The following is a 23,844-nucleotide window of genomic DNA, read 5'->3' as shown; positions in this document are numbered from 1 at the left end:
GTGCCTACCCGAAAATTTCCAACTGGCCCGGCAGAGCCGCGCCTGACACCTCGCCGGCATTATCCGGCGAAGCATCCTCCGCAACCGGCGCAAGAATACGATCAACCTCCGACTTAGGGATGCGCCATTGGCCGGACGGAAGTCTTACGGCGCGGATATCGTTCTCGGAGCACCAGCGTGTGACAGTAGTACGGCTTACACCCATAAGAGAAGCAACTTCTCTCGTCGTCAAAATCCGTTTAGGCACCATACCCCCTAGTTGCGCTACGCTCATCTGGTTGCAAGCCTATATGGTGCGGCCAGATGCGTCAAGACGTGCCAGTTGCGCGTGATGCGACTGGATGGTACGCTATAGGCATGTCAATCGCCGCTGAAGAACTAAATCTCACGAGCGACGAGGCCGTTGGCATTAATGTCATTCTCTGGCTTCGCCGTCGCGGAAAACAACAAATGGAGCTAGCGAACTGGCTCGGGCTCAATAAGGCAAGTGTTTCGCGGAAAACTTTGGGTAAAACTCCATGGTCAGTGCAAGACCTTGTTTCTACCGCAGCTTTTCTGGATGTGCCTATCTCCGCACTTCTTCCCGACTCCGTTGTAGAGGAAGAGCAAAAGAAAAAGGCCCGCACATCCGAAGATGCACAGGCCGTTCAGAGCCACCTGAGAGAATCGAACTCTCGACCTATTCATTACGAGTGAATCGCTCTGCCGACTGAGCTAAGGTGGCACGCTACCCGCAGCTAGCCGCGTATGCGGCCAGTTCACAAGGCAACAGATGCATACTACCCGGCCGGTGCGCGGGCACGCAAACCCCGGAGCCGTGAGCTAGCGAACGTTGCGGGCGGGGCAAGGCGACCGGGCGGCAGGCGCGGCGTCGTCGTAAAAAGAAAGGAAAGAAAAGTGTTGCTCCCCGGGGCGAGAGTCACATGAACTCGCCTCGGGGAGCAACATGGGGATTACAACATCCCCAGATGAGCACACCGACCACCACAACCGGCGGCTCAGGCCTATAAAGTTTTTGACAATCAGCCCTGCTTGAAAGCCCATTCAAGAATGGCCGCGTCAGCACATACAAGCATAACGCCCCGGCGCTAAGGGAGCAAAGAATTGCGTTCCCTATTTATGTGTACAACTTCACTACGGGACCGTAACTTCGTGAAATTTGCAGCAATTCCATGCCGACCTGGGACGATAGGCCGATATTAAGCACACGCCCCGGCCCGCTCAGCCCGGCGTTCACCGCACCTCGCCCACCTCGGCCGCTCGCCACGAAGCGCCCGCTCACCACGCTAACGCGCCGGGCAATTAAGGTTCTCCGGGACGGCTCCGGTGAGGTAAAACTGGCGAATCGGATCATCGATGCACCGGCCCGCGGTCCCGAAAGCGGTATGCCCATCACCTTCCCAGGTCACCAGCACGCCAGATTCTAAATCCTCAGCGAGGGACTTCGCCCAAGCCTGCGGGGTAGCCGGGTCGTACTTGGTGCCGATCACGATGATGGGCGCCGCGCCGGCCGCGCGGAAGGGCCCCGGATTCTCCTTCGCCTGGGTGGGCCACACCTGGCACAGATCCGAACCCGCGTAAGCATCCCCGAGCAGCGGGCCACCCTTGGTAGCCCGCGAGGCTTCCTCCAGTTCCGCATCCGTGGCGGGCCGGTAATCCGCACAATTAATAGCCCAATTCGCTTCCGTGGAATTATCCAGGAAATGCCCGTCGCTCGGATCGCGGCTCTGCCCGGTCAGGGCGATGAGCTGGAGAACCGTCCCCTTATTTTGCTTATCGACCTCCGAAATCCCCTCCATGAGCACCGGCCACAGCATCTTGCTGTAGAACGGAATAGTGAAAGCCGATAGCGCCTGCGCGCCGGTAAGCGGCATATTCGGATTCCCGGTGGCGATGGGGGTGGCGGTGGCGGCGTCGATAATACCGCGCATATGCGCGATGCCCTCATCCACGTTCCCCTTCAACGGGCAGCGCGAACCCTGTTCCTGCTGGCACCATTCCACGAAACGGCGCGCGGATTCTTCGAAACCACGCGTTTGATCGGTGGCGAGACGGGCCGTGCCCAGGGTGGTGTCGACGGCGCCGTCGAGCACCATACGCCCCACGTGAGCAGGGAAAAGATCCGCGTACTGCGCGCCCAGGAACGTGCCGTACGAATAGCCCAGGTAGTTGAGCGAGCGATCCCCCACCAGGTGACGCAGCACATCGAGATCCTGCGCCGCCGAACGGGTATCAACGTACTTGAGATACTCGCCGTTTTTCTCCTTGCAGCGTTCGGCCACCCGCCGCGCATCCGCGGCCTCCTTCGCGCCCGCCTCCGGATCGGAATCCGGGTAGGTGGTATCTACGAGCTGCTGCAATTCCGCATCCGTGAAACAGGTTATCGGGGTGGATTCGCCCACCCCGCGCGGGTCAAAACCAATGACATTATATTTTTCGACAACATCCTTGCCCAGAGAAATCGAGGCCGTGGGGAGCAACTCAAGACCCGAACCACCCGGGCCACCAGGATTAATAAAAATAGAGCCGACGGCGCTGCCACTCGCCTCTTGTTTCCGCATCGATAATTCGATGGTCGCCCCTTCCGGGTCCTCATAATTCATGGGAACCTGGACGCGAGCGCATTGATCTTTGCCGCAAGAAGTCCATTCCACCCGCTGCTCATAGAACCGGGCGAGCTGCGCCGGATATTCGGGCAACCCGCCGGTGGAGGTATTGCCGGTGCCGCCACGCACCAGGGCATTATTGGCACACCCGGAGACTAAAAACAGCACGGCGCCGAGAGCAGCAAGAGTTCTTTTCACGTGTCTAGCGTACGGGAGCAAGCTGGTAATAGGCAGGAGGCCGCCATAATTTCGCTAGCCGTGCAATTACTGCATTTTCGCGTCTCGGGCATTGCGCGGGCGGTCACCCTCTGACACACTAAATGTGATACTCACTACACATCTTCGGATGTATCGCGGTCGTTTATTTTCAACGCCACTGAACGGTGTCCACTGGCGCCGCCGTGAAAGGCCGCGGATGCAGAGGGTGCGCCGGAACGTCCCGGCAGGTAGATGGATATCGCGTGCGCGCTGTGCAAGCGTGCCCAAACATAGGAGGAAGAATGAAGGCTATTCGCTACTACGGCAAGGAAGATGTCCGGCTTGAGGATATTCCTGAACCTGAACTCCAGCCGGGAACCGTGAAGATTTCCTTGGCATATAACGGTATTTGCGGCTCTGATCTGCACCTGTATTTTGATGGGGTCATGCCACCGGCTCCCTCGGCTGATGAACCGCACCCCATTTCCGGAGAAACTCTCCCGGTGGTTTTCGGTCACGAGTTCTCCGGAGTTGTGGATGAAGTTGGCGAAGGCGTGACCAAGGTGAAGGTCGGGGATCGCGTCGCAGTGGAACCGTTTATGGTATGCGGGGAATGCCCGGCCTGTAAGAAGGGCATGTACAACCTCTGCGAAAAGATGGGATTCATTGGAATTTCCGGACGCGGGGGTGGCCTGGCTGAGAAGATCGTGGTGGAAGAACGTTGGGTTCATAACGTTGGAGATATTCCGCTCGATCAGGCCGCTCTTATCGAGCCGCTCTCCGTTGGTCATCACGCTGTCGTGCATGCTGGCGCTGCTTTCGGGAAGGCTGAAGGCAAGGTCGCCGTAGTGGGCGGAGCCGGTCCTATCGGGCTGCTCACCGCCTCGGTTCTCAAGGCCTACGGCGTGAAAACCATTGTTTCCGAACCGTCCGAAATTCGCCGCGCGAAGCTCGAGGAAGTGGGGGTTGCCGATCTTATCGTCAACCCTGCGGAAGAGGATCTGCTGGAGAAGGTGAAGGAATTTACCGACGGCGTGCTCGCGGACTTCGCTTTCGATTGCGCCGGTATTGCCGCGGTGGCCGATCAGCTTCTCAGCGTGCTCACCACCGGCGGGCACCTCGAAGTGGTAGCTCTGCACGCTCATCCCTTCGAGCTGGATCTCATGGGTGCCATTATGATGCCCGAACGCTCCATCAGCGCGTGCATTGGCTACTGCAATGATCACGAACCGGCCATCAAGCTGGTGCAGGAAGGCAAGGTCAACCTGGAGCCGCTCATCACCTCGAAGATCACCGCGGATCGCATTGTCGAGGATGGGTACAAGCGCCTGCGGGGTAATCCGGGTGAAGTAAAAATCCTCGTCTCGATGAAGTAACCCACTGAAGTAAGCGGTAACGTCAAGCTGGCGGGCCGGTACAGAAGCTATTCCTCGGGGGAAGACGAGGGAAGGTTTCTACCGGCCCGTTAGTTTGCTTGAGATGGTTGCGCTAGCGACGGCAAAGCGAGCTCGATAAACATCGCTTCGAGGGCGAGCTGCGGGGCAACATTCGCGGCCAGACGCCGCCGCGCCCGCGCCACCGCATCCATGCGCGCCACCGAGAGTTCCGGGGTGGAGGCAGCCGCAGCCGCGATGATCTGTGTTTCAAAATCGGCATTAATGAGTTCGACGCCGGCATCAACCTGCACCGCTAGCACATCACGATAGAGAGCCAGAACATCGAGCATGGCCCGGTCCAGATAGTCACGGTCCTCCCGCACCGCCCGCTTTTTTCGCTGTTCCTCAAAAGCGCGGATCTGAGCGCGCTGCGAGGCCGAACCGCTCTCCCGCTCCCCCAGGCCGATGCTCGCTCGGAATTCCGCGAGCTCGGTATCGGTTTCGGTATCAGCCGCCGCCTTCGCGCCCTTTTTCGAGGCGGTGCCAGAGTGCGCGGATTTCGAAGCAATATTTTTCGACGCCGCACCCGCGCTCGCCGGGTAGCGATCAAGGAGATGTTGGGCAGCGACCACCGCATCTGATGTTCCACCCAAATCGAGAGTTTCCCGCAGTAAAGCCGCGCGCTCTGCCGCAACCTGCGGATCACGAAGTAGTGCGCGAGCCCGCCCAATATGGCATTGAGCAATACGCGCGGTTGCGCGAGCTGTGCGCTCATCCACCTCGAATTCTCCGGCCAGGAGCTGGGCAACCGCCTCTACGCTCGGAACCTGGAGGGCCACGTGGCGGCACCGGGAACGAATGGTGGGGAGCATATCCTCGGGCGAGGCAGTAATCAGAATCCACACGGTATCGCGCGGAGGCTCCTCAATTGCTTTGAGAAGCACATTCGTGGTGCGTTCCAGCATGCGGTCCGCGTCTTCAATAATGATGATGCGCCGCCGGCCCACCGAGGGGAACGTATAGGAAGATGCCACCAGCAACCGGGTTTCTTCCACCGAAATTGTCACCGAGCGCGGATCCATCCGGATTACATCGGGATGGGTGCCGCCCAGCGTGGTGGTGCAGGCATGGCAGTGCCCGCAGCCGGGCACTGGGCCGGTGCATTGCACGGCAGCCGCGAAGGCCAGCGCGGCCACTGACCGACCCGATCCGGGCGGCCCGGTAACCAGCCATGCTTGAGCCATTGCCGCGCTGCTAATATCCGTCGTCGTACTAACATCCAGTGCCGTATTTAAATCCGCAGCCGTATCCGTATCCGACGCGGCCACCGCATCGGTAGCGGCGCGCGCAGCAGCCGCGGCAACGGCCGGACCGCGCAGCTCCGGGTCATCGATCCGCGAGGCCCAGGCCGCTCGCTGCAAGAGCTCGGCAACCGGCCGCTGGCCAATAAGCGCATCGAAAACACTCATGAGGTTTCTCCCGCGGTTAGCTGAGGCGCACCGCGATCCGCCAGCTCTTCGAGACCCGCCAGCAAACTTTCCACCCGCGCAATAATCTGCGCGGCAAGATCAGCAACGGTATCACGCGCGTTGAGCACCAGGTAGCGCTGCGGATTATCCGCCGCGAGCGCGAGGAAATTCTCGCGCACCGCCCGGTGGAACTCCCGGCCTTCCGACTCGATCCGGTCATACTGGCCATCGTCCGCGCGCGCTAAGCCTTCGTTTTCCGGGATGTCGAGGAGCACGGTGAGATCCGGCCAGAGTTCTTCGGTAGCCCACTCGGATATCGCCCGGATTCCCCCGCCCAGATCACGCGCCCCACCCTGGTATGCCAGGGACGAATCAATATAGCGATCCGAAAGCACGACCGCCCCGGCCTCCAGACCCGGGCGAATAACGGAAGCGACATGCTGGGCACGGTCCGCGGCGTACAGAAGGGCTTCGGCTCGCGGGCTGACGGCACCCCCGTGCAGGAGTAGCTCCCGAATCTGGGTGCCGAGCATGGTTCCCCCGGGCTCCCGGGTTTGCACAACGGTATATCCCCGCTTGGAAAGCTCCGCGGCAAGCAGCTGCAACTGGGTTGTTTTCCCAGCTCCATCCCCGCCTTCAAAGGTAATGAATGCCCCGCGCATTTATGCCTTCTCGGTGGTCGATCCGGTAACGGATTTTTTCGAGCTAGACTTTTTCGCCGTGCTCTTTTTCGCCGTCGTTTTCTTCGCGGCGGGAGCCTTAGCCGTGTTCTTCTTCGCCGCCGTACGCCGTTTTACCGGTCCCTTCGCGCGCCGATCCGCAAGCAGCTCGTAAGCGCGCTCGGGGGTAATATCCTCCACGGTATCGCCCTTGCGCAGGGACGCATTCGTTTTCCCGTCGGTCACGTACGGACCGAAACGGCCCTCCTTGAGCACCACCGGAGCTTCGGTCACCGGATCGGTCCCCAGCTCCTTGAGCGGGGGCTTAGCGGCTGCCTGCCCGCGGCGCCGCTTGGGCTGGGCCAACAACGCCTGCGCTTCTTCCAGGGTGATGGTGAAAATCTGCTCCTCGGTTTCCAACGAGCGAGTGTCTTTCCCGTGGGTAATATACGGTCCGTATCGCCCGTTCGTCGCGGTGATATCCACACCGTCCTCGCCCTGCCCGATCACGCGCGGCAGGTGCAACAAACGCAGGGCCTCTTCCAGCGTGACAGTTTCCGGCTGCATGGATTTCAGCAACGAGGCCGTGCGCGGCTTCGGTGCCTTTTTGGAGATTTTCCCGGTGGGCGTGAGCGCAACTTCACCTTCGCGAATAATTTCAGTCACGTACGGCCCGAAACGTCCAGATTTTACGACGACGCGCCGCCCGGTTTCAGGGTCCTCGCCCAGTTCACGTCCATCGGAGGATGCCTTCTCCAGGATGTCATGGGCGGCCTCAACCGTCATTTCATCGGGGGCCATGCCTGCCGGCACTGAGGCGCGCTTATCGGAACCTTCCACTTCCAGATAGGGCCCGTATTTTCCGTTGCGCAGGGTGATCCCCTCCCCGATTGGAGTGGAGTTAATGGCTCGCGCATCAATATCGCCAAGGGATTCAACCCGCCCTTCCAGGCCCGGTTTATCGCCATCTCCCCGCCAGAATTTCGACAGGTAGGTCACCCGATCCCCGCTACCCTCTGCAATTCGGTCGAGATCGGTTTCCATTTGCGCAGTGAAATCATAATCAACCAGGTCAGGGAGATTTTCTTCCAGGAGGCGCACCACGGAGAAAGCGGTCCAGGTAGGAACAAGCGCCTGACCGCGGTGCTCCACATACCCACGATCAGTAATAGTGGAAATCGTGGAAGCGTAGGTTGAGGGGCGCCCGATACCCAGTTCTTCCATCTTCTTCACCAGCGACGCTTCGGTATACCGCGGCGGAGGGAGAGTTTCGTGGCCGGTGGCTTGCGGGGCACTCACCGGCAGTTCCTCCCCTTCTTTCACATCCGGGAGCCGGGCGGCATCCGTGGCTTCGTAACGATTGGCATCCCGGCCTTCTTCGTATGCGGCTAGGAACCCGGGGAAAGTAATCACCGTTCCGGATGCGGAGAAGGTGGCGGTTTGTGCTCCGGCCGCACCACCAACCGGCACATCAATTTTTAGAGAAACCGTCTGCCCACGTGCGTCTTCCATCTGGGATGCAACGGTACGTTTCCAAATAAGTTCATAAAGTCGGAAATCGGCACCCGAGAGTTCACCGGCCACCATCTGCGGAGTGCGGAAATGATCACCGGCCGGGCGGATAGCTTCGTGCGCTTCCTGCGCGCCCTTCGCCTTCTTACCATAGAACCGTGGCTTTTCCGGCAAGCTAGCCTGCCCGTACAATTCCTTGATCTGGCTACGGGCCGCGCTAATTGCCTGCGCGGACAGGTTCGTGGAATCGGTACGCATGTAGGTGATATAGCCCGATTCGTACAGCGACTGGGCTATCCGCATCGTTTGACGCGAAGAGAGACGCAGTTTACGCCCGGCTTCCTGCTGCAAGGTTGAGGTAGTGAAAGGTGCGGCAGGACGACGGCGATACGGCTTTTCGTCCCGGCTGCGTACCGTGCCCCTCGCGCCTTCGAGGGTTTCTGCCAGCTGACCAGCCAGCTCAGCGTTGAGAGCCCGTACGCCGTCCTTAGTCGCCTTGGCGGATAGTGCGCCGTCGTCGCCAAAATCTTTACCGGAAGCAATCCGTGCGCCATCAAGAGAATGGAGGGCTGCTTCGAATTGTTCGGACACACCGAAGGTGGCGGTCACGTCCCAGTACGATGCGGAAACGAAAGCCATGCGTTCGCGTTCGCGTTGCACAACCAGGCGAGTGGTGGCGGATTGGACGCGGCCGGCGGAAAGCCCCGCGGCGACCTTGCGCCACAGCAGGGGCGAGACTTCGTAACCGACCAACCGGTCGAGGATACGGCGCGATTCCTGGGCATCTACCAGCTGGGTATCGAGCGCGCGGGGTGTTTCCAGGGCACGGGAGATCGCTTCGGGAGTGATTTCGTGGAAAACCATCCGCGAGGTGGGAACTTTCGGCTTGAGCACCTCGTAGAGATGCCAGGCGATCGCTTCTCCCTCGCGGTCCTCATCGGTTGCCAGGAAGAGTTCGTCGGCGTTCTTCAAAGCTTTCTTCAGCTCGGCAACCGTTTTGTTCTTCCCGGCAGAAATAACGTAGTAGGGCGAGAAGTCACCGTCCACATCGACAGCGAAGCGCCCGTAGGGTCCCTTCTTCATGTTGTCGGGTAATTCCGAGGGCTGAGGCAGATCTCGAATGTGCCCCACGGACGCCAGCACCTCGAAATCCTCACCCAGGTACCTGCCGATCGTGCGCGCCTTGGCGGGAGACTCCACGATAACCAGCTTCGTCACAACTGCATCCCTCACTACTCACGGCGTGACACGGCCACGCCTCCAACACATATTTTGTGCCCTGTTGTCACACGGTAGCACGCCCGCGGCGAAAACCGATGCTCGTCACGGGAACTCTCTTGTTTATCGCCTAGTTCCCAGTTCCTGTTCCTTCGATCAAGAACCCGGTGGCGATGAGCTCGCGCACCGTCTCGAGGAGACGGGTTTGGACATCCGCGCTCTCCTCTCCGTAAATACGCGCAATCGCCTGACACAGGGCGCTCACGCTCAACTCACCATCGCAGGCGCCCACGAAAGCCGCGACTTGGGAATCAGCCGGGAGGGTCTGCTGGAATCCGCCCGTGTGCGCGAGAATAATACGTAGCGGATCGGCCGCCCCCGGGTCATAAAACCGATGTTCGATCACCTCGGTGCGGGTCAGGGTGCGCTGTGCTAATTCCTCATCGGGGGCGGCCACCAGGTGCCGGTTCTTCCAAACCCGCTGAATATGCTGGCGGATATCGCCCTGGGGGCGGCCCGGTATTTCCTCGGTGCGGATCATGGGTTCGCGAGCGGCAGCCGGGCGGGAGAGGATCCCGTATCCCAGACTGATCGCGCGTATCCCACGCTCAGCAAAATCATCGAGCCAGGCGCGATACGCCTCCTCGTATCCGGTATCGCGCGGGCGCAGGCCACCATCCCGGAGCCACATCTCTACATAGTGAGCCGGATCGACCTCATCACGCGCAATAAACCAGGCATCGAGGCCCGCCACCCGGGCCCACACCTGCGGGTGGGTATCCCAGGAGCAGCCGTCTTCCACTTCCCAATTCCCCAAAATATAGGCAGTGCCGGTATCTGTGAGGTGGGCGGGAAGCGCGGAGATGAGTTCAGAAAGGAGTGTGTCCCCACCAAATCCACCGTCGCGATACTCGAAATCGACTTTTTGCCGGACGGCCGCGGGGGTGATAACAAAAGGTGGATTGGACACGATGGTGTCAAAACGCCCCTCCACCGGTTCGAAAAGAGAACCGTGCAGTAGTTCTACCCGTACGGCCGCGAGCGCGATATTTAGGGCGGCGAATTGCAAAGCTCGCGCAGAAATATCGGTGGCAACCACCTCGCAGCCTTGCAGTGCGGCGCTAATGGCATGGATTCCGCATCCCGTTCCCACATCCAAAACCCGTCCCCCGCTATAGGTGACGATATTCGCGAGGGTGCGGGTGGCCCCACCCACCGGCATAACGTGGTGGGCTCCGGGTACCCGGCCGGCCAGTTCCCCAAAATCGGAGGCGATAAGCACCTCGGTACGGGTGATACGCCGGGTGCCCCTCCTAGTAATGTCTAGCGGAACGGGAACCACTTGGAAGCGGGCCCGATATCCCGGGTTGCTGACCGCGAGCAGGGCATCGCGCGTGACCCGATCCCCGAAGGTGGCGGGGAAGGCGCTCTCAAGTTCTTCTGCGCTGAGAGTATCGCCGAGAATAAGGAGACGGACTTGGCAGGCCAGGATCTCCGCTTCGGTATGCGGCGCAGTGGCCTGGTGGCACACGTTTTCGCATGCGAGAAGAGCGGGAATGCGCTGTTCGCGGCGCATGGCAGCGGTGGCTTCGGGGCCGAGCAGGGTCGAGATATGCGCGGTGGTATAGCCTGTGAGATCTTGACGTAACGTGGTGGCGAGGCGCTCGGGGGCGCCCGGGACAAAGAGCTCCATGCCATAACAGTAAACTGCCCGGCCGTGTTGAGGAAAGCCCCGGGGAGAGAAACGGGAACTAGCGTGGCTTTCTTTGGCCCTCAACCCCATGGCTCTCGGCTCCATACCTCGCAGTTCTTTGGCCTTCGGTACCTCATCGGGCACACTACACATATGCGTCTCCTATCCGTTCTTGAAGAATCCGCCACCGCGGGACAGTTGGTAGCGCTGCGCAAACAAGATGCCCGCCCCGCGGGAGTAGCCGGGTGGCCCGCGTGGGTCAGCCCGCGGGTAATAAGCGCCTGCGCTAGCCACGGTGTGCCACAGCTGTGGAAGCACCAGGTCCGCGCCGCGAATCTCATTCACGCAGGTATCCACACGGTAGTGGCCACCGGGACCGGTTCGGGGAAATCTTTGGCGGCGTGGGTGCCGGCGCTCACCGAGATGCTGGGCCCGCGTAGCTCGACTAGTTTGGCGCGGGTAAGCGCTCCTCCCACCGTGCTTTATCTTTCCCCGACCAAGGCTTTGGCGGCAGACCAGTACACCTCGTTGCGGGCCCTGGCTCGAGATGTTGATTCCCGGATCACGGTGGCTACCGCAGACGGGGATGCCGACTCGGAGGAGAAGACTTTCGCGCGCGACCACGCCGATATTGTGCTGACCAATCCCGATTTCGTGCATCACGCGATGCTGCCCCAGAAAGACCGATGGCAGCGGATCTGGCGCGGGTTGCGGATGGTCGTTGTCGACGAATTTCATTCGTATAAGGGGCTCTTCGGAGCGCACGTGGGTCATGTGGTGCGCCGGATTTTGCGTATCGCAGCATTGTATGGCAGTCGGCCCACAGTTGTTTTCCTGTCGGCAACTGCCGGAGAACCGCAGGAAACTGCCACCAGATTTATCGGAACGGCCTTTGGCCCTGTCGAAGCGGTAACAGATGATGCCTCCCCGCGCGGCGAACGTACCATCGCCTTGTGGCAGTGTTCTCCTGTGGACGACGACGAGACCGACCATATTCTTTCCGGGCAGGTACGGGAAGGTGAGGGAGAAATCGTGCGCCGCTCGGCCACGGTAGAGGCGGCCGATCTCACCGCTCGTTTCGTGGCAGAAGGGGCGCGGGTTCTCACCTTCGTGCGTTCGCGGGCCGGAACCGAACGGGTAGCTGGGCTGACCCAAGAGTTGTTGCGCGAAGAACACAAGTCTCTGGCCCAGGCGGTAGCGGCTTACCGCGGCGGGTATCTTCCTGAAGAACGCCGTGATTTGGAGCAACGACTTCGTTCTGGAGCATTGCGGGCCGTGGCAACAACCAATGCCCTGGAATTGGGTATCGATATTTCCGGACTGGACGCGGTTATTCTCACCGGGTGGCCCGGAACAACGGCCTCGTTTAACCAGCAGGCGGGACGCGCCGGGCGGGCGGGAAGTTCCGGGCTGGCTGTCTTTATTGGAACCTCCAATCCTTTGGATCAGTATCTTCTGGCCCACCCGGATACGGTACTGAGCACGGGCGCGGAGGCCAGCGTTTTCGATCCGCTCAATCCGAATGTTTTGACCGGGCAGGTGTGCGCAGCCGCCGCCGAGCACCCGTTGAACGAAGGTGATGCTGCTATTTTCGGACTCCCTGATACTTCGCTTTTCGACGACCTGAGCGAGCAGGGGCTCTTGCGCCGCCGCCCCGGCGGGTGGTTCTGGGGGCATGCGGGGATTAGCGCTCACGAGCTGGTGAACCTGCGCGGCGAGGCAAGCACCGTGTCCATTGTTGACGAAGAAGACGGGAACGTTCTGGGGACGGTGGATGCCACGCGAGCAGATACCACCGTGTACCCGGGGGCTATCTACATACATCAGGGCATTCCTTTCGATGTACAGACTTGTGATGGTGAAGTGGCTATCGTGCGGCATCGACCCCAGGATGATCTGCGGACCTTTGCCGCTGAAGAGACAACCGTGAAGATCCTCCGTTCGCGCTCCCGTACCGCCACCCGGCTCGGGACCTGGGCCTGGGGGGATGTGGAGGTATTCAATCGGGTCGTCGGATACCACCTGCGCCGGGCCCGCGATGGCATGTACCTCGGGTTTCACCCCATTATTCCGCGAGAGCGCAGCATGGAGACGTGCGGAACATGGTGGACGATGGCATCCCAGGATCTGGAGGAACTCGGTATCCCTGCCGCGGATGTTCCCGGTGCTTTACACGCCGCTGAGCATGCCGCAATCGGAATACTCCCCCTCTTTGCCATCTGCGACCGGTGGGATGTGGGAGGCCTGTCTACCGCGTACCACCCGGATACCGGAACGGCCACCGTGATTGTCCACGATGCTGCGGCCGGAGGTTCGGGATGTGCCGAACGGGGATATCGGGCCGGCCGGCAGTGGATCCGCGCCACGCGAGATGCCGTGGCCGGTTGCCCGTGCCAGAACGGATGCCCGCGCTGCGTCCAATCCCCGAAATGCGGTAATAACAATGATCCCCTGTGGAAAGAGGGCGCGGTGCTGGTGCTCAGTGCCTTGAGTTGTGCACTCGATGAGCTGGAGGTCGCGGAGTCGGAGCCGTGACCTCGCTCAATAGGACCTGCCCGCGATGTTACTCGGACCGTTACTGGCACCGCGCGAGCCCGGGTGCGTAGCCGAATCAAAAATACTTCTTCGGTTTCGCTGCATTCTTCGACAATTGAGCCATCGCGCTGCGCGCTACGCTCGCTCTTAGTGCAGGCTTCGGTTAGTGACCAGCCCTGGTTAATCACCCGCTCGGCTGTTTGCAGGGCAATAACATCTGCCGTGGCGCGAGCGTCCATTCGCGCGATTACCACGGTGCAGGCGGTGAGCACCGCTCCGGTCAGCCCCAGCACAAGGGCTATCACCCCTAGCGCGAGCACGGTCCCCGCGCCCCGCTCAGAGGCCCGACGCGGAACCCGGGACCAGGTCCGGAATAAATCCCAGTGCCGGACGCGGGACGGATCCCGGTGCCGGACGCGGCTTTCCCTTCGACACATGAGATAGAGCCGGTACCATTCGCTCCAGCTATCCCGCCATGAGACTCTCACGTTCCCAGCACTCCCGGTTCCAGATCTACAGAAGTGCTTGCTTCCATAGTGATACCCAGGGCCCGCAGGGGGCCGGTTGCTTGGGCACGCACCACCACGTTCACGTGGTCTTCCGCGCGTTGCAGGTACAACTTGGCCCGCGGTGGGAGTTCGCGAGTGCGCAAGGCCTCTTCACTTTCCCCGCGCGCGGCAAGGACCGCAATATCGTGGGAGGCGCTGCGCAAGGAGATGTATTGGGCCCCGGCGCTCAGCGCCCCGAGCGCGAGCAAGAGGATAATGAGTACGCTAACAATCCCGAGGGCCACTTCTACCGTGACCATGCCCGCTTCCCGGTTCTCCACGCCGTAAGGCCGGCGCAAAATGCGGGAGAGTTTGCGGGAACGGATCTCCCGGCGACGGCAAGCGCAGGGAATTGCTATATGCCCGCGCGCCTCAATGACCTCATGGCATTGCGCACATAAACGCCGGCGTTCCCGGAATCTGTGGGACCGGTGGGCCCGCTGAGCTGGCTGGCTGGCTAGAAGTGCGCCCTCACCGGCCGTGCCCCGCGGCAAAGAAGGTAACTCCTGGCATTGCTCGGAGGAATGCTTCGATATCATGACGGGCCTTTCTCTTTTCTGTGAAGCCGTGGGCCTCCCACCGGGGCCGATGGGAACCTGGACTTCGGTTTAGGCGATATTGAGCCCGCGCCGGAAAATCCCGGCGATCAGCTCACGCATCCAATCCTGCTGGGAGAGCCAGTAGAGGATGCCGGCGATAGCGCAGGCTCCGAGCGTTCCGACAGCGTATTCGGTGGTGGTCATGCCCGCTTCCGGATGGGATTTTCCCTCCAGGAAAGTGCTGCCCGGGTGGGTGGGGAGAGTTGATCTAACGGGGTTGAGTGCCGTGGTCATAATGGTGCCTTTCTTATCTGTAACGAGCTGTGCCGTGCCCATGGGTGGATGTGGTTGCCGGACCCCACTGCCCGCAGCCCAGGGCTGGGCTAGGGGCTGCTCGGAACGTGCTAGGTCCGGCTCTGCTAGTCTTCCGCGCCGTACACGCTCCCGCATCCGACGCCCACGCGCCTGTGGATAATCGTCCCGTATGAGCGTTCTGGGGATACAAGGGGATAAAGCAGGAACGAGCGTGGCGCGCCGTCGCAATTTAGCTTCGTTCACACGGTTTCCTTTAGCCGCCTTCGTTCACACGGCTGTTATTGGAAAAGACCGGCGGCTGCACCACCCACCGCCGGAACAATTCCCACGAGAATAAATGCTGGTAGGAAACACACGCCTAAAGGCACCACAAGGCTATTGCCGAGTTCGGCCGCCGCGCGGCGCGCTTCTCTAGAACGACGACGCCGGTAGCTGCGGGCGGCCGTGCCAAGCAGAGTGAGCGGGGCTACCCCATTCTCCCAAGCTGGCTGGAGGGCCTCGCGCAGCAGGTGGGCGCGTGGGTGTATTCCATCCCACGCCTCGGCCCAAGGTGCGCCCAGCAGGAGAAGCTGCGCCGTCGTACCGACATCAAGGTGGGCGTATTCTTCAGCGACGGCGAAAGATACCGCTTCGAGTGCGGCCGGAAGTGAAGCCCCGGAGGAGAGAGCCACCCGCGCGAGGTCTGCCAGAAACGCCGGGTCGGAGGGAGGTAAGCGCCGCCCGGCTCGCGGCGCCGCTCCCGGCCGGGATGGAGCATCCTGCCCGCCCGCACCCTGCCCGGCAGCGGGCATCCACACCCGGGCGAGAAGAAGAACCAGGAGACACAGGATCAGCCCCATTGCTCGGCTTTCCTGACCAGGCGACGCATCCATACGATACCGGCCACCTCGCAGATGAGCGCCAAAGCAAAGCAGCATCGCCCGATCGGGGTTTCAACGAGGAAAGTGACGGGATTACCTCCAAAAAACGAGCCGAGGAGCATGCCGAAAAGGGGCATGGCGGCGAGCATTTTCACGGCTGACCGCGGCCCGGCTAACGCGATGCGGCGCTCACCTAGCGCATCGCTGGATTCGGAGAGCGCCGCCGCGCAGTTCTCGAGAATGCGAGCTGCCGATGCTCCGGTGTGGTGAGTGAGCCGACACACTGCAATGAGCGCGGGAATGCCGAGGAGGCCGCGGGCCCGGCGCGGATTACGGGGCGCCCGCTCCCATAGCTCTCGGAGAAGTAAGGGAACTCCGACCTCGTCGATCTGGCCGGCATGGTCACCTCTCATCTCACTCGTAGCACCGGTTCCTGAGCTGTCCGCACTCTGCTCAAAACGGGCGAGCGCGGTGAGCCAAGCACGGCGGTGATCAGCGCCCGAATCAATGCGGGCCGCGACTTCCACCGCGAGCAGGCCGGCGTCAAAACTGGGCGGGGAATCACGCTTGCGCCGGCTCCGCGGCACGCGCTGACCACGCCTGCCACACCCATCACGGCTGTCACGGCTGGCTATTTCGCTTCTCGGGAAGAAGAATGAGTGGAAGGTCATCTTGCCGGCACGATCCCAAGGAACGCCAGCATACGCGCATACGCCCAGAAGAATGCCGAGCACCACCAGAATTACCATGTCACCTCCAGTCCTAAACGCGAACCCAGGGTGGCCCACCCGGGTCCGGCGTGGATAGTGCCATCGGCACCCACCGCCAAGGCATCCGGGGCTTCAAGACTGCCATTGCGGCTGCGGAGGATAGCCACGCGGGTGATGCGCCGGAGTGGCCCGTGGCGTTCAATAGAAATAATGGCGTCGAGGGCCGCGACCGCCTGTGCGGCGACCACCGCGGCAGACATTCCTGCCAATGCGCCGAGAGCCACGAGGCGGGCGGGAACATCGCGCGCCGAATTGGCATGGATGGTCGCCCATCCCCCTTCGTGCCCGGTATTGAGTGCGGTAAGGACCTCACGCACTTCTTCTCCTCGGCATTCCCCCACCACGATCCGATCCGGGCGCATCCGCAAGGCGGCCCGCACCAATTGACTCATGGTAATTTCACCGTGGCCTTCCACATTGGGGCGGCGAATTTGCAGGTGCAACACATGCGGATGCGCGGGCCGCAATTCCGAAGCTTCCTCAATAATGATGAGCCGTTCGGTGGCAGGTACGCAGCTGAGCAGAGAGGCTAATAATGTGGTTTTCCCCGATCCGGTAGCACCGGCAACCATGACGTTAGCGCGCTGCTCCACCAGGGCTCGCAAGACCGGCATAAGCGCTGCGGGGAATGTGCCCGCATCCTGAAGCTCGGCGAGCGTAAAGGTGCGGGCCCGTTGGGTACGCAGCGATATCGCGGCTCCTTCCGCGGCCAGCGGAGCGAGGACCGCATGCAGGCGCGTTCCGTTGGAGAAGGTACCATCGGCAATAGGAGCGGCGTCGTCCAAACGTTGGCCGGCGCCGGCAGCTAAACGTACCGCGAGTGCGCGTACTTCCCCCGGATCGACCAGCAAGGCGCTCAACGGTTCGTCGCGTTCCAGTCCATTTCCGCGATCCAGCCACACCCCGGTACCGCCGTTGATCAAAATATCGGTGACGGAGGGGTCTTCAATCACGCGCCGCAACTGCGGGCCCCAGCCGCGGGCCACCGCGTTGATATCCCGCGCCACTCCCAGCACATTTTTTATTCCAACGGCGTGTGGCGCCACGGTCGCGAGCACCCCGGGCACGCTGATGCCGCGGGCTAGCTCCCGGCGGGTACGAGCCAAGTTCCCGCGGGAACGGGCCAGATTTAGTTCCCCCGTGCTATCCATCGATTCACCCCTGAGCCACCGCCCAGAACCTCATCGAGATGCGCGGCGAGCTGCGTAACGTCACGCGCGGTCCCGGACCGGCGCTGTTCTCCCACAACAACGCCGTGCGCGAGGTCCTCATCCAAACCGCGCAGACGCCGCACGGGAATCACCTTCTGGCCGATATCCACCCCGAAGGCCTGCGCCTCCACTTTGTGAGTGCATCGCGCTGCGATCACCACTGGAGTACTCTCCCCCACATCACGAAGGATTCTGGGGAGGGCCCGGGCATCGCGGCCAGTCACCTCGGTAACAAGCACCACCACATCGCACCAGGCCCGCCAACGTGCCGGCTCGCTCCCAAGCAGCAAGGAGCTGCGTGGGAGATCAACGTAGGTGGTGTCGCTAGCTTGGGAAAGCGCATCGATGGCATGTGGAACCGCGTCCCCACCCGCGGGCGCTCCGCCGCGCACATCCGCGCTGAGGAGACTGAGTTGCCCGCGTGCCGGCAGGGCCGCCCGGAGCCGTTGCGGGATGAGCATGCCTTCCGCGTGGGCAATATCAGCCCAGCGCGCCCCGCGTTTTTCCTGAAACCCCATGAGGAGTTCAAGCCCGGCTGAGAGCGGATCCGCATCCACCACGGCGGTGCGCGTGATACTCAGCGACGCGAGCCAGGCCGTCAGCATCGATACCCCTACCCCGCCACGTACCCCGGCGATCCCAATAATGCGCCCGCGCCGAGTTTGCCCGGCCGCCAAAACTAGTTCGAGCAGGTCTTCCGCTTGGCGTGGAAGCTCCACGACTACCGATCCGCGCGGAAAATAATTGGCGAGGACCGGGTGGAAACGCGCGCGGACCGTGGGCAGGGCCGCCGAGATTTCCTCTAATTCAAGTATGGCCGGCGGCGCAGCTACCCCCGGTGATCCACGCGCCACCTGTATTCCGGCCAGTTCCGTAACGGCTTCCACCTCCCGCATCGCCTCCTCATGCTGGTAGGTCAGGGAGACGAGTTCGCGGGGGACGGCGGAAATGAGCGGTGCCGGCGACGCCCCAGCAGGGACAGAAACGCTGGAAACAGGAGCGCCAGACGCGGAAACGGTAGGCGGGAAACTACGGGAAGAAGTCATACCTCGAGCGTGCCTCGTCTCGGTCCCGGCCGCAGCCACGTATCGCTCCGCTGTGGATAACCACCTACACGAACGAATCTGTGGATACGCACCTCCCGATTTGTGACGCGCGACCTGATTCGTAACGCCTCATCCGTTTTGTGACACATCGCCCGGTTTATGGCACACCGCTGAAATTCTCCACATCCGCGTGATTTCTGGCATATCTTTGAGAAAGAACTATCAAGGGAGGACCCATGTCTACGCCAAATGACCCGTACAATACCGCGTCGCGCCGGCCACTGGATGATGACGATATTCTCGAGCCCATTGCCGAGGACCATCTCGCGGACCAAGAAACCGCTTACCTCCCCACCACGCAGCCTCCCGCTCCCACCCCAGTTTTTTCTCACGACGACGCTCCGCTCCCGCCGGCTTATCCCGCAGCAGAAAACACCGGCGAGCCCTCCCCTCTGAGCGATTCCGCTCCGGCGAGCACCGACGCGACCGAACCCGAAGGCGAAGCCGCTGACCGGCCCGAGCCCGCACCCGAATCCGCGAAGCAGGCAGCCCCGGCTCAGCCCGCTCCGGAACAATCCGAGGCCGAACAGGCAGCCGACGAAGAACTCGCTGAAACCACCTCCGCGGCGGCACCCACTCCCGCGGAGGCACCCGTTCCCGCCAACACCACCACCCGTGGGGAAAGCACCGGGCCCACCACTCCAGAAGCACCCGCACCGGAGGAGACAACGCCCGCGCCGGCCGCGCCGCGTCGTCGTTCCGTTTCTGAATCACTGGCAGCAGGCACTTTCGACGATAGCTACCACACGGAAACCCCCGCTGCTCCGGACCGCGAATACGCAAACCTCGCGCAGGCAGCCGGCGTAACCGCAACCGTTCCGGCAGCGTCCGCGGGCCCGGAAGTCACCGCCACCGCGGCTGTTGATCCCTACGTGGGGGCGGGCACGGATCCTTACGTGTCCGGGGAAGCGACCGCAACCGCGCTCTACCCGCAGGCCGGCCAACCCGCCGCAGAGCCCACCACCGCCCCCGCCGCGGGGCTTGACGGCCCGGTCTTCCCGGCCGTGCGCGAGGAAAGCTTGGAAGATCAGCGCACCTGGGCGGATATTGCCGAAATGGAGCCTATTCCGGATGCCCCGAAGGGTCGGGTGTGGACCCATATCTGGACCTCGGTGGTCACGTTGCTTCTGCTCCCGCTGACCTGGTATCTCATTTCGGACGCGGTGGCACGCCTGCACCTGGCCCGCACCTTCGCGCTGGAAACGGCCCCGGTCAATTGGGCCGCACTGGCGGAACTGGCCGGTGGCGTCGCCCTGCTCGTCGTTATCGCGCTACTAGCGCGACTCTCCTCCCTGGGCGCGCAGCTGTGGGGCTGGGCTCTGCTCGCCGCCAGTTTCGTGGGACTCATGATTCCCGGCCAGGCGCTGCGCGGGGTGCACTGGGTGGATTCCCTCATCGGCGGCTACAAGCCGGTCACGGATAATATCGTGCACCATTTCGCCTACGATCTTGCTTTCGGCGGATTCATCCTGCTGGGCGCTGCCCTGGCGACCATCGGATTCGCGGCGCACGGGGCGCGCTCCCGCGGTTCGCGGCGCGCGCGGGCTTTCACGGTGCGCGAATACCGCCTCCCCGAGGAGGAAGCATAAAAGCCGGAGCATCGACAAGCCCGAGCGCATAAACCCGAAGCCCTCAAAGCCGGAAGGTAACAAGGTGCCGCATGAGCTCACTTCCCGCCGATAATTCCTGCGTCTGGATCCCCGGACCGTGGGAGCATCGCCTCGTGACCGCCAACGGTGCACAATTCCACCTGGCCTACGCCGGGAGCCACTCGACTCGCACCCCGCTGGTGCTGTTCGTGCATAGCTACCCGGAATACTGGTATGCCTGGCGCCACCAGATAGAACCCGTGGCGCAGGCCGGTTACGAAGTTGCGGCCGTGGACCTGCGCGGCGTGGGTGGAAGCGATAAAACTCCCTCGGTGCAATCTGGGCCCGAACTGGCCCAGGACCTTATTTCGCTCACCGAATCCCTGGGGGCAAGTTCGGCGGTGATCGTGGCGGCCGGGTCCAATGCTGCCCTCGGATGGGCAGCTGCGGCGATGGCCCCCGATATTATTACCGGACTCGTGACGGTTGCCAGCCCACACCCGCTCGGGCTGCGCCATTTGGGGCGCGGTATTCGCCCGCGCGGTCTGCTCGGTTTGCTGACGTCGCGGCTGGGGAATCGCTCTCCGCGCGCGCTCGGGGACGTGCGCAATATGCGCCGTTTGCTCCTGGAATGGTCCGCCCCGCACAGCCGCGGCGCGGCAGGGGCCGCCGAACAGTACGCCGCTGCGATGCGCCTCCCGGAGGCCGCGACAAGCGCGGTGGAACAATTACGCTGGACCGCCACGTGGCGGCGCCGCCCCTCCGGGAAAGCCTGGCGCGATATCCTTTCCACTCCCGTGGACGCGCCTGTCTGGGCAGTGCGCGGCCTTGCTGATCGCATGATTAGTGAACGGGCCTGGGCTGATGACCGTTCTTTCGCCACCGGCTCCTACCGGCTCATCGCCGTGCCGGGCGCCGGGCATTTCATCCCTGAAGAGTCCCCGCGTGAATTCACGAATATCATGCTGGATTTCCTTTCCCAGCTCGAGAGGTCCGCACGGCGGTAGGCCGCCGCTAGACATATACAGCCCAGGTATGAGACATTTTCCGTGAATAATGGCAAAATGTGACATGAGACTACTTCAGGAATATTCTGAGTACATCGGAGGAAGGCTAGAGATGGATACCAGCGTTTTACGAACCGTGCCCCTTTTCAAGGACATGGATGAGGAAAGTCTCGCCGCTCTCGGCGCGATGATGAGCGATACGTCCCTCAAGCGGGGCGAATCGCTTTTCCACGAAGGCGACCAGGGTGATCGCCTTTATATTGTCACCGATGGCAAGGTGAAGCTCAGTCACACGTCTGATGACGGGCGCGAAAACCTGCTCGCCGTTCTCGGCCCCGGGGAAATCATCGGTGAACTTTCGCTCTTTGACCTGGGGGCTCGTTCCTCTACCGTCACTGCTATTGCGCCGACGCATCTGCTTTCCCTCGCGCATCGCGATATGAAGAATTTCATTGAGGAACACCCCACCCTCGCCATGTCGATGCTCCGTGAAATGGCGCGTCGCCTGCGCAATACTAATGAGAATCTTGCCGATCTGGTATTTTCCGATGTTCCCGGCCGTGTGGCGAAGGCGCTGCTCGACCTGGCCAATCGTTTCGGCGAACGCACTCCCGAAGGCATGTACGTTGCGCACGATCTCACGCAGGAAGAGCTCGCGCATCTGGTGGGAGCTTCGCGTGAAACGGTCAATAAGTCTCTCGCTGATTTCGTCTCCCGCGGGTGGATTCGGCTCGAAGGCCGCGCCGTGTTGCTCCTGGAGATTGGCCGGTTGCAGCGCCGCGCCCACTAGTCTCTACTTTTAATACTCACGTTCAACGCGTCACGCGGGTGGCTGGACTCTTTCGAGGGTTTCGGTCGCCCGCGTTCGTGTTCCTACCGGCACGTTTCCTCACGTTGTAGCACGATGCCGTCACTGGAGCGCGGCACAGTTGGTGCGACGGTGTAGGTGGTGCGACGCCGCAGCCGCGTTTCCGTGCTGTTCCGCTCATTGCGGCGCAGCCCCTCCGGTACGACGGCGCAGCGGTCGGCCATCACGAACCTCAGCAGTCACACCAGCACCCGGCGAGCGGGCATGTGTTCTCAGAGCTGTACTTCGCATGTACGACATCCGCAGTACACCCCGGAAAAACAACCCGTCCGGGAAGGCGGCCCGAAACCACGATTCTTGCAAGCCCAAAACACGAAAAATCCCGCGNCACAGGCGGACCTATGACGCGGGACATCACAATCGTCGGGGTAGCGGGATTTGAACCCACGGCCTCTTCGTCCCGAACGAAGCGCGCTACCAAGCTGCGCCATACCCCGTGCTTTGGCAACTCAATAATAATAGCCCTCCGCGACGGAAAAAGCTAAATCCGATCTAGTGATCTGGCGTACAACCAGGCCAGTACGCTATGCGCCTCACAGGCAGCGCGGGATCTTCCCCGCGGCATCTTCCCTGCCGCTCAGCCCCAGCACCTCCCCGATCAGCACGCTCACTCCGCACCGCCGCGCACCCGCAGCAGAATCGCTTCGGGTGGCCGGAGGAACCTGACCGGAGTATAGGGCGAGGTCCCCAGGCCAGCAGATACATTCACCGCCATACCGCCGCGGAGCACGCGCACGCCGTCGCCACGCAGGGGCAGACGCTCCTCACCAGGATCCTCCCCGCAAGGCCAATCGAAAAGCCCGGAATCGTAGCGTAGCGGGAGATCACAATTCGTGGTCAAAGCTCCGAATCCGGGCACGGCCAGCTGGCCACCGTGCGTGTGGCCGGCCAGCGTCAGAGCTGCGCCGTCGTTCATCAATGCGGCGAGAGCGGCGCGATACGGTGCGTGAACGACGCCGAGTCGCAGATATCCGCGTCCACCGTTCTTGTGCCCCTCACGTCCCGCGCCCGTGTTTCGCTCCGCAGCCTCGCCGCCTTCCACCGCATCAGTAGCCTCGCCGGGGCGAGGCATCCGGGCCCGGCCGATATGCGGGTCATCCATACCGACCGCGTCGATATCCCAGGCGGCCGCGCGCAGCCGCGCCCGCTGATTATTGAGATCGATCCAGCCGAAAGCTTCCAGCCCGGAGGTCATCTCTTCCCACGGCAAATCCGGTTCGCCCTTCTCGACCAGCGGCGGGAAGAGGCCCGGCGCTACGTAACGCAACGGGTTCTTGAGCACCGGGGCGAAATAGTCATTTGAGCCGTACACGAACAGCCCCGGAATATCAGCGAGCGGTGCCAGGGCGTCCAGGAGAGGGCCGACGGCGCCCGCTTCGGAAAGATGGTCGCCCGTCAGGACCACAAGATCCGGGCGGCAACGCTGGCCGAGCTCGCGCAAGAATTGCTGCTTGGCCCGGTGGCGGCGCAGCAGGTGCATATCCGAAAGGTGAAGAATACGTAGCTCACCGGCGGCGTTCGCAACGCGCGGCAGCACCAGCACCCGTTCGCGCAGGATATAGCGGTGAGCTTCGTGCAGCGCCCAGCTCAGGCACCCGGCCCCCGCGGCTGCACCCGCACTTAACAAGCCCAGCGCGGCGCGCCGAACTAGGTGTTTTTCAGCTTCACTCACGGTATCCACCTTCCGTCTCGAGTGATGTGCGGTTTCTGCATGGGCATCGGCCCGGGCTCGCCTGACACGCGCGGCCCGGGCCGTCCAGCCGGG

General features: G+C 62.1%; 19 protein-coding genes and 2 tRNA genes. 6 read left to right on the top strand and 15 right to left on the bottom strand.

Features of this window, described 5'->3' with window-relative positions; genetic code table 11:
• Positions 1-4 precede the first annotated feature (4 nt).
• Positions 5-250: a helix-turn-helix domain-containing protein gene (locus AC5RK6_RS08620; RefSeq protein ID WP_369277840.1), complete on the bottom strand. Its 246-nt coding sequence runs from the start codon at positions 248-250 to the stop codon at positions 5-7.
• A gap of 53 nt (positions 251-303) precedes the next feature.
• On the opposite strand from AC5RK6_RS08620, the gene AC5RK6_RS08615 reads away from it, so the two are divergent.
• Positions 304-696 (top strand): helix-turn-helix domain-containing protein, encoded by a 393-nt coding sequence (locus AC5RK6_RS08615; RefSeq protein ID WP_145989824.1) that lies wholly within the window; start codon positions 304-306, stop codon positions 694-696.
• Here the strand turns inward: AC5RK6_RS08615 and AC5RK6_RS08610 are convergent.
• Together AC5RK6_RS08610 and AC5RK6_RS08605 are read right to left on the bottom strand one after the other, a co-directional pair.
• Positions 652-724, bottom strand: a tRNA-Thr gene (locus AC5RK6_RS08610). The two genes, AC5RK6_RS08615 and AC5RK6_RS08610, sit on opposite strands and share 45 nt — an antisense overlap.
• 562 nt (positions 725-1,286) lie before the next feature.
• On the bottom strand, positions 1,287-2,804 hold the full coding sequence (locus tag AC5RK6_RS08605) for an alpha/beta hydrolase (RefSeq protein WP_143231838.1): 1,518 nt from the start codon (positions 2,802-2,804) through the stop codon (positions 1,287-1,289).
• Between the two features lie 302 nt (positions 2,805-3,106).
• Between AC5RK6_RS08605 and AC5RK6_RS08600 the strand changes: the two genes are divergently transcribed.
• Positions 3,107-4,180 (top strand): 2,3-butanediol dehydrogenase, encoded by a 1,074-nt coding sequence (locus tag AC5RK6_RS08600; RefSeq protein WP_016443332.1) that lies wholly within the window; start codon positions 3,107-3,109, stop codon positions 4,178-4,180.
• A gap of 89 nt (positions 4,181-4,269) precedes the next feature.
• Here the strand turns inward: AC5RK6_RS08600 and AC5RK6_RS08595 are convergent, their stop codons facing one another.
• The 4 genes from AC5RK6_RS08595 to AC5RK6_RS08580 form a co-directional block, all read right to left on the bottom strand.
• Positions 4,270-5,649 (bottom strand): DNA polymerase III subunit delta', encoded by a 1,380-nt coding sequence (locus AC5RK6_RS08595; RefSeq protein ID WP_435730815.1) that lies wholly within the window; start codon positions 5,647-5,649, stop codon positions 4,270-4,272.
• Positions 5,646-6,311, bottom strand: coding sequence for a dTMP kinase (tmk, locus tag AC5RK6_RS08590; protein ID WP_320757817.1), 666 nt, complete (start codon positions 6,309-6,311; stop codon positions 5,646-5,648). Before tmk ends, AC5RK6_RS08595 begins: the two co-directional genes overlap by 4 nt.
• On the bottom strand, positions 6,312-9,038 hold the full coding sequence (gene topA / locus AC5RK6_RS08585) for a type I DNA topoisomerase (protein WP_320757816.1): 2,727 nt from the start codon (positions 9,036-9,038) through the stop codon (positions 6,312-6,314).
• A gap of 130 nt (positions 9,039-9,168) precedes the next feature.
• Positions 9,169-10,731 (bottom strand): class I SAM-dependent methyltransferase, encoded by a 1,563-nt coding sequence (locus tag AC5RK6_RS08580; RefSeq protein ID WP_320757815.1) that lies wholly within the window; start codon positions 10,729-10,731, stop codon positions 9,169-9,171.
• A 153-nt stretch (positions 10,732-10,884) separates the two neighbouring features.
• Between AC5RK6_RS08580 and AC5RK6_RS08575 the strand changes: the two genes are divergently transcribed.
• On the top strand, positions 10,885-13,266 hold the full coding sequence (locus AC5RK6_RS08575; protein ID WP_320757814.1) for a DEAD/DEAH box helicase: 2,382 nt from the start codon (positions 10,885-10,887) through the stop codon (positions 13,264-13,266).
• Between the two features lie 484 nt (positions 13,267-13,750).
• Here the strand turns inward: AC5RK6_RS08575 and AC5RK6_RS08570 are convergent, their stop codons facing one another.
• The 6 genes from AC5RK6_RS08570 to AC5RK6_RS08545 all read right to left on the bottom strand — a co-directional run bounded on the left by AC5RK6_RS08570 (position 13,751) and on the right by AC5RK6_RS08545 (position 18,555).
• A complete protein-coding gene (locus AC5RK6_RS08570) occupies positions 13,751-14,353 on the bottom strand; it encodes a TadE family type IV pilus minor pilin (protein WP_435730816.1) in 603 nt (200 codons plus the stop codon).
• A gap of 69 nt (positions 14,354-14,422) precedes the next feature.
• Entirely contained in the window at positions 14,423-14,689 is a 267-nt protein-coding gene (locus tag AC5RK6_RS08565; RefSeq protein ID WP_320757812.1) for a DUF4244 domain-containing protein, read from the bottom strand.
• A 257-nt stretch (positions 14,690-14,946) separates the two neighbouring features.
• Complete coding sequence (locus AC5RK6_RS08560; protein ID WP_320757811.1) at positions 14,947-15,507, bottom strand: type II secretion system F family protein; 561 nt, start codon at positions 15,505-15,507, stop codon at positions 14,947-14,949.
• Entirely contained in the window at positions 15,498-16,277 is a 780-nt protein-coding gene (locus AC5RK6_RS08555) for a type II secretion system F family protein (RefSeq protein ID WP_320757810.1), read from the bottom strand. The genes AC5RK6_RS08560 and AC5RK6_RS08555 overlap by 10 nt, the downstream gene beginning before the upstream one ends.
• Positions 16,271-17,449, bottom strand: a complete 1,179-nt coding sequence (locus tag AC5RK6_RS08550; protein WP_320757809.1) for a TadA family conjugal transfer-associated ATPase — start codon at positions 17,447-17,449, stop codon at positions 16,271-16,273. Before AC5RK6_RS08550 ends, AC5RK6_RS08555 begins: the two co-directional genes overlap by 7 nt.
• Entirely contained in the window at positions 17,428-18,555 is a 1,128-nt protein-coding gene (locus AC5RK6_RS08545; RefSeq protein ID WP_320757808.1) for a CpaE-like family protein, read from the bottom strand. Before AC5RK6_RS08545 ends, AC5RK6_RS08550 begins: the two co-directional genes overlap by 22 nt.
• 236 nt (positions 18,556-18,791) lie before the next feature.
• Here AC5RK6_RS08545 and AC5RK6_RS08540 point away from each other — a divergent pair, with 236 nt between their 5' ends.
• The 3 genes from AC5RK6_RS08540 (at position 18,792) to AC5RK6_RS08530 (ending at position 22,001) form a co-directional block, all read left to right on the top strand.
• Complete coding sequence (locus AC5RK6_RS08540) at positions 18,792-20,204, top strand: hypothetical protein (protein ID WP_320757807.1); 1,413 nt, start codon at positions 18,792-18,794, stop codon at positions 20,202-20,204.
• 71 nt (positions 20,205-20,275) lie between these two features.
• On the top strand, positions 20,276-21,211 hold the full coding sequence (locus tag AC5RK6_RS08535; RefSeq protein WP_320757806.1) for an alpha/beta fold hydrolase: 936 nt from the start codon (positions 20,276-20,278) through the stop codon (positions 21,209-21,211).
• A 112-nt stretch (positions 21,212-21,323) separates the two neighbouring features.
• Complete coding sequence (locus AC5RK6_RS08530; RefSeq protein WP_016443318.1) at positions 21,324-22,001, top strand: Crp/Fnr family transcriptional regulator; 678 nt, start codon at positions 21,324-21,326, stop codon at positions 21,999-22,001.
• Between the two features lie 441 nt (positions 22,002-22,442).
• On the opposite strand, the gene AC5RK6_RS08525 is transcribed toward AC5RK6_RS08530, so the two are convergent.
• Positions 22,443-22,516 (bottom strand) — tRNA-Pro (locus AC5RK6_RS08525).
• Between the two features lie 170 nt (positions 22,517-22,686).
• Positions 22,687-23,751, bottom strand: coding sequence for a metallophosphoesterase (locus AC5RK6_RS08520; protein WP_435730817.1), 1,065 nt, complete (start codon positions 23,749-23,751; stop codon positions 22,687-22,689).
• Positions 23,752-23,844 lie beyond the last annotated feature (93 nt).

The organism is Actinotignum sp. usb-actsch-213, assembly GCF_059085665.1.
Note: the sequence above shows the minus strand (reverse complement) of the source record. Positions and strands in the feature narration are given on the sequence as shown.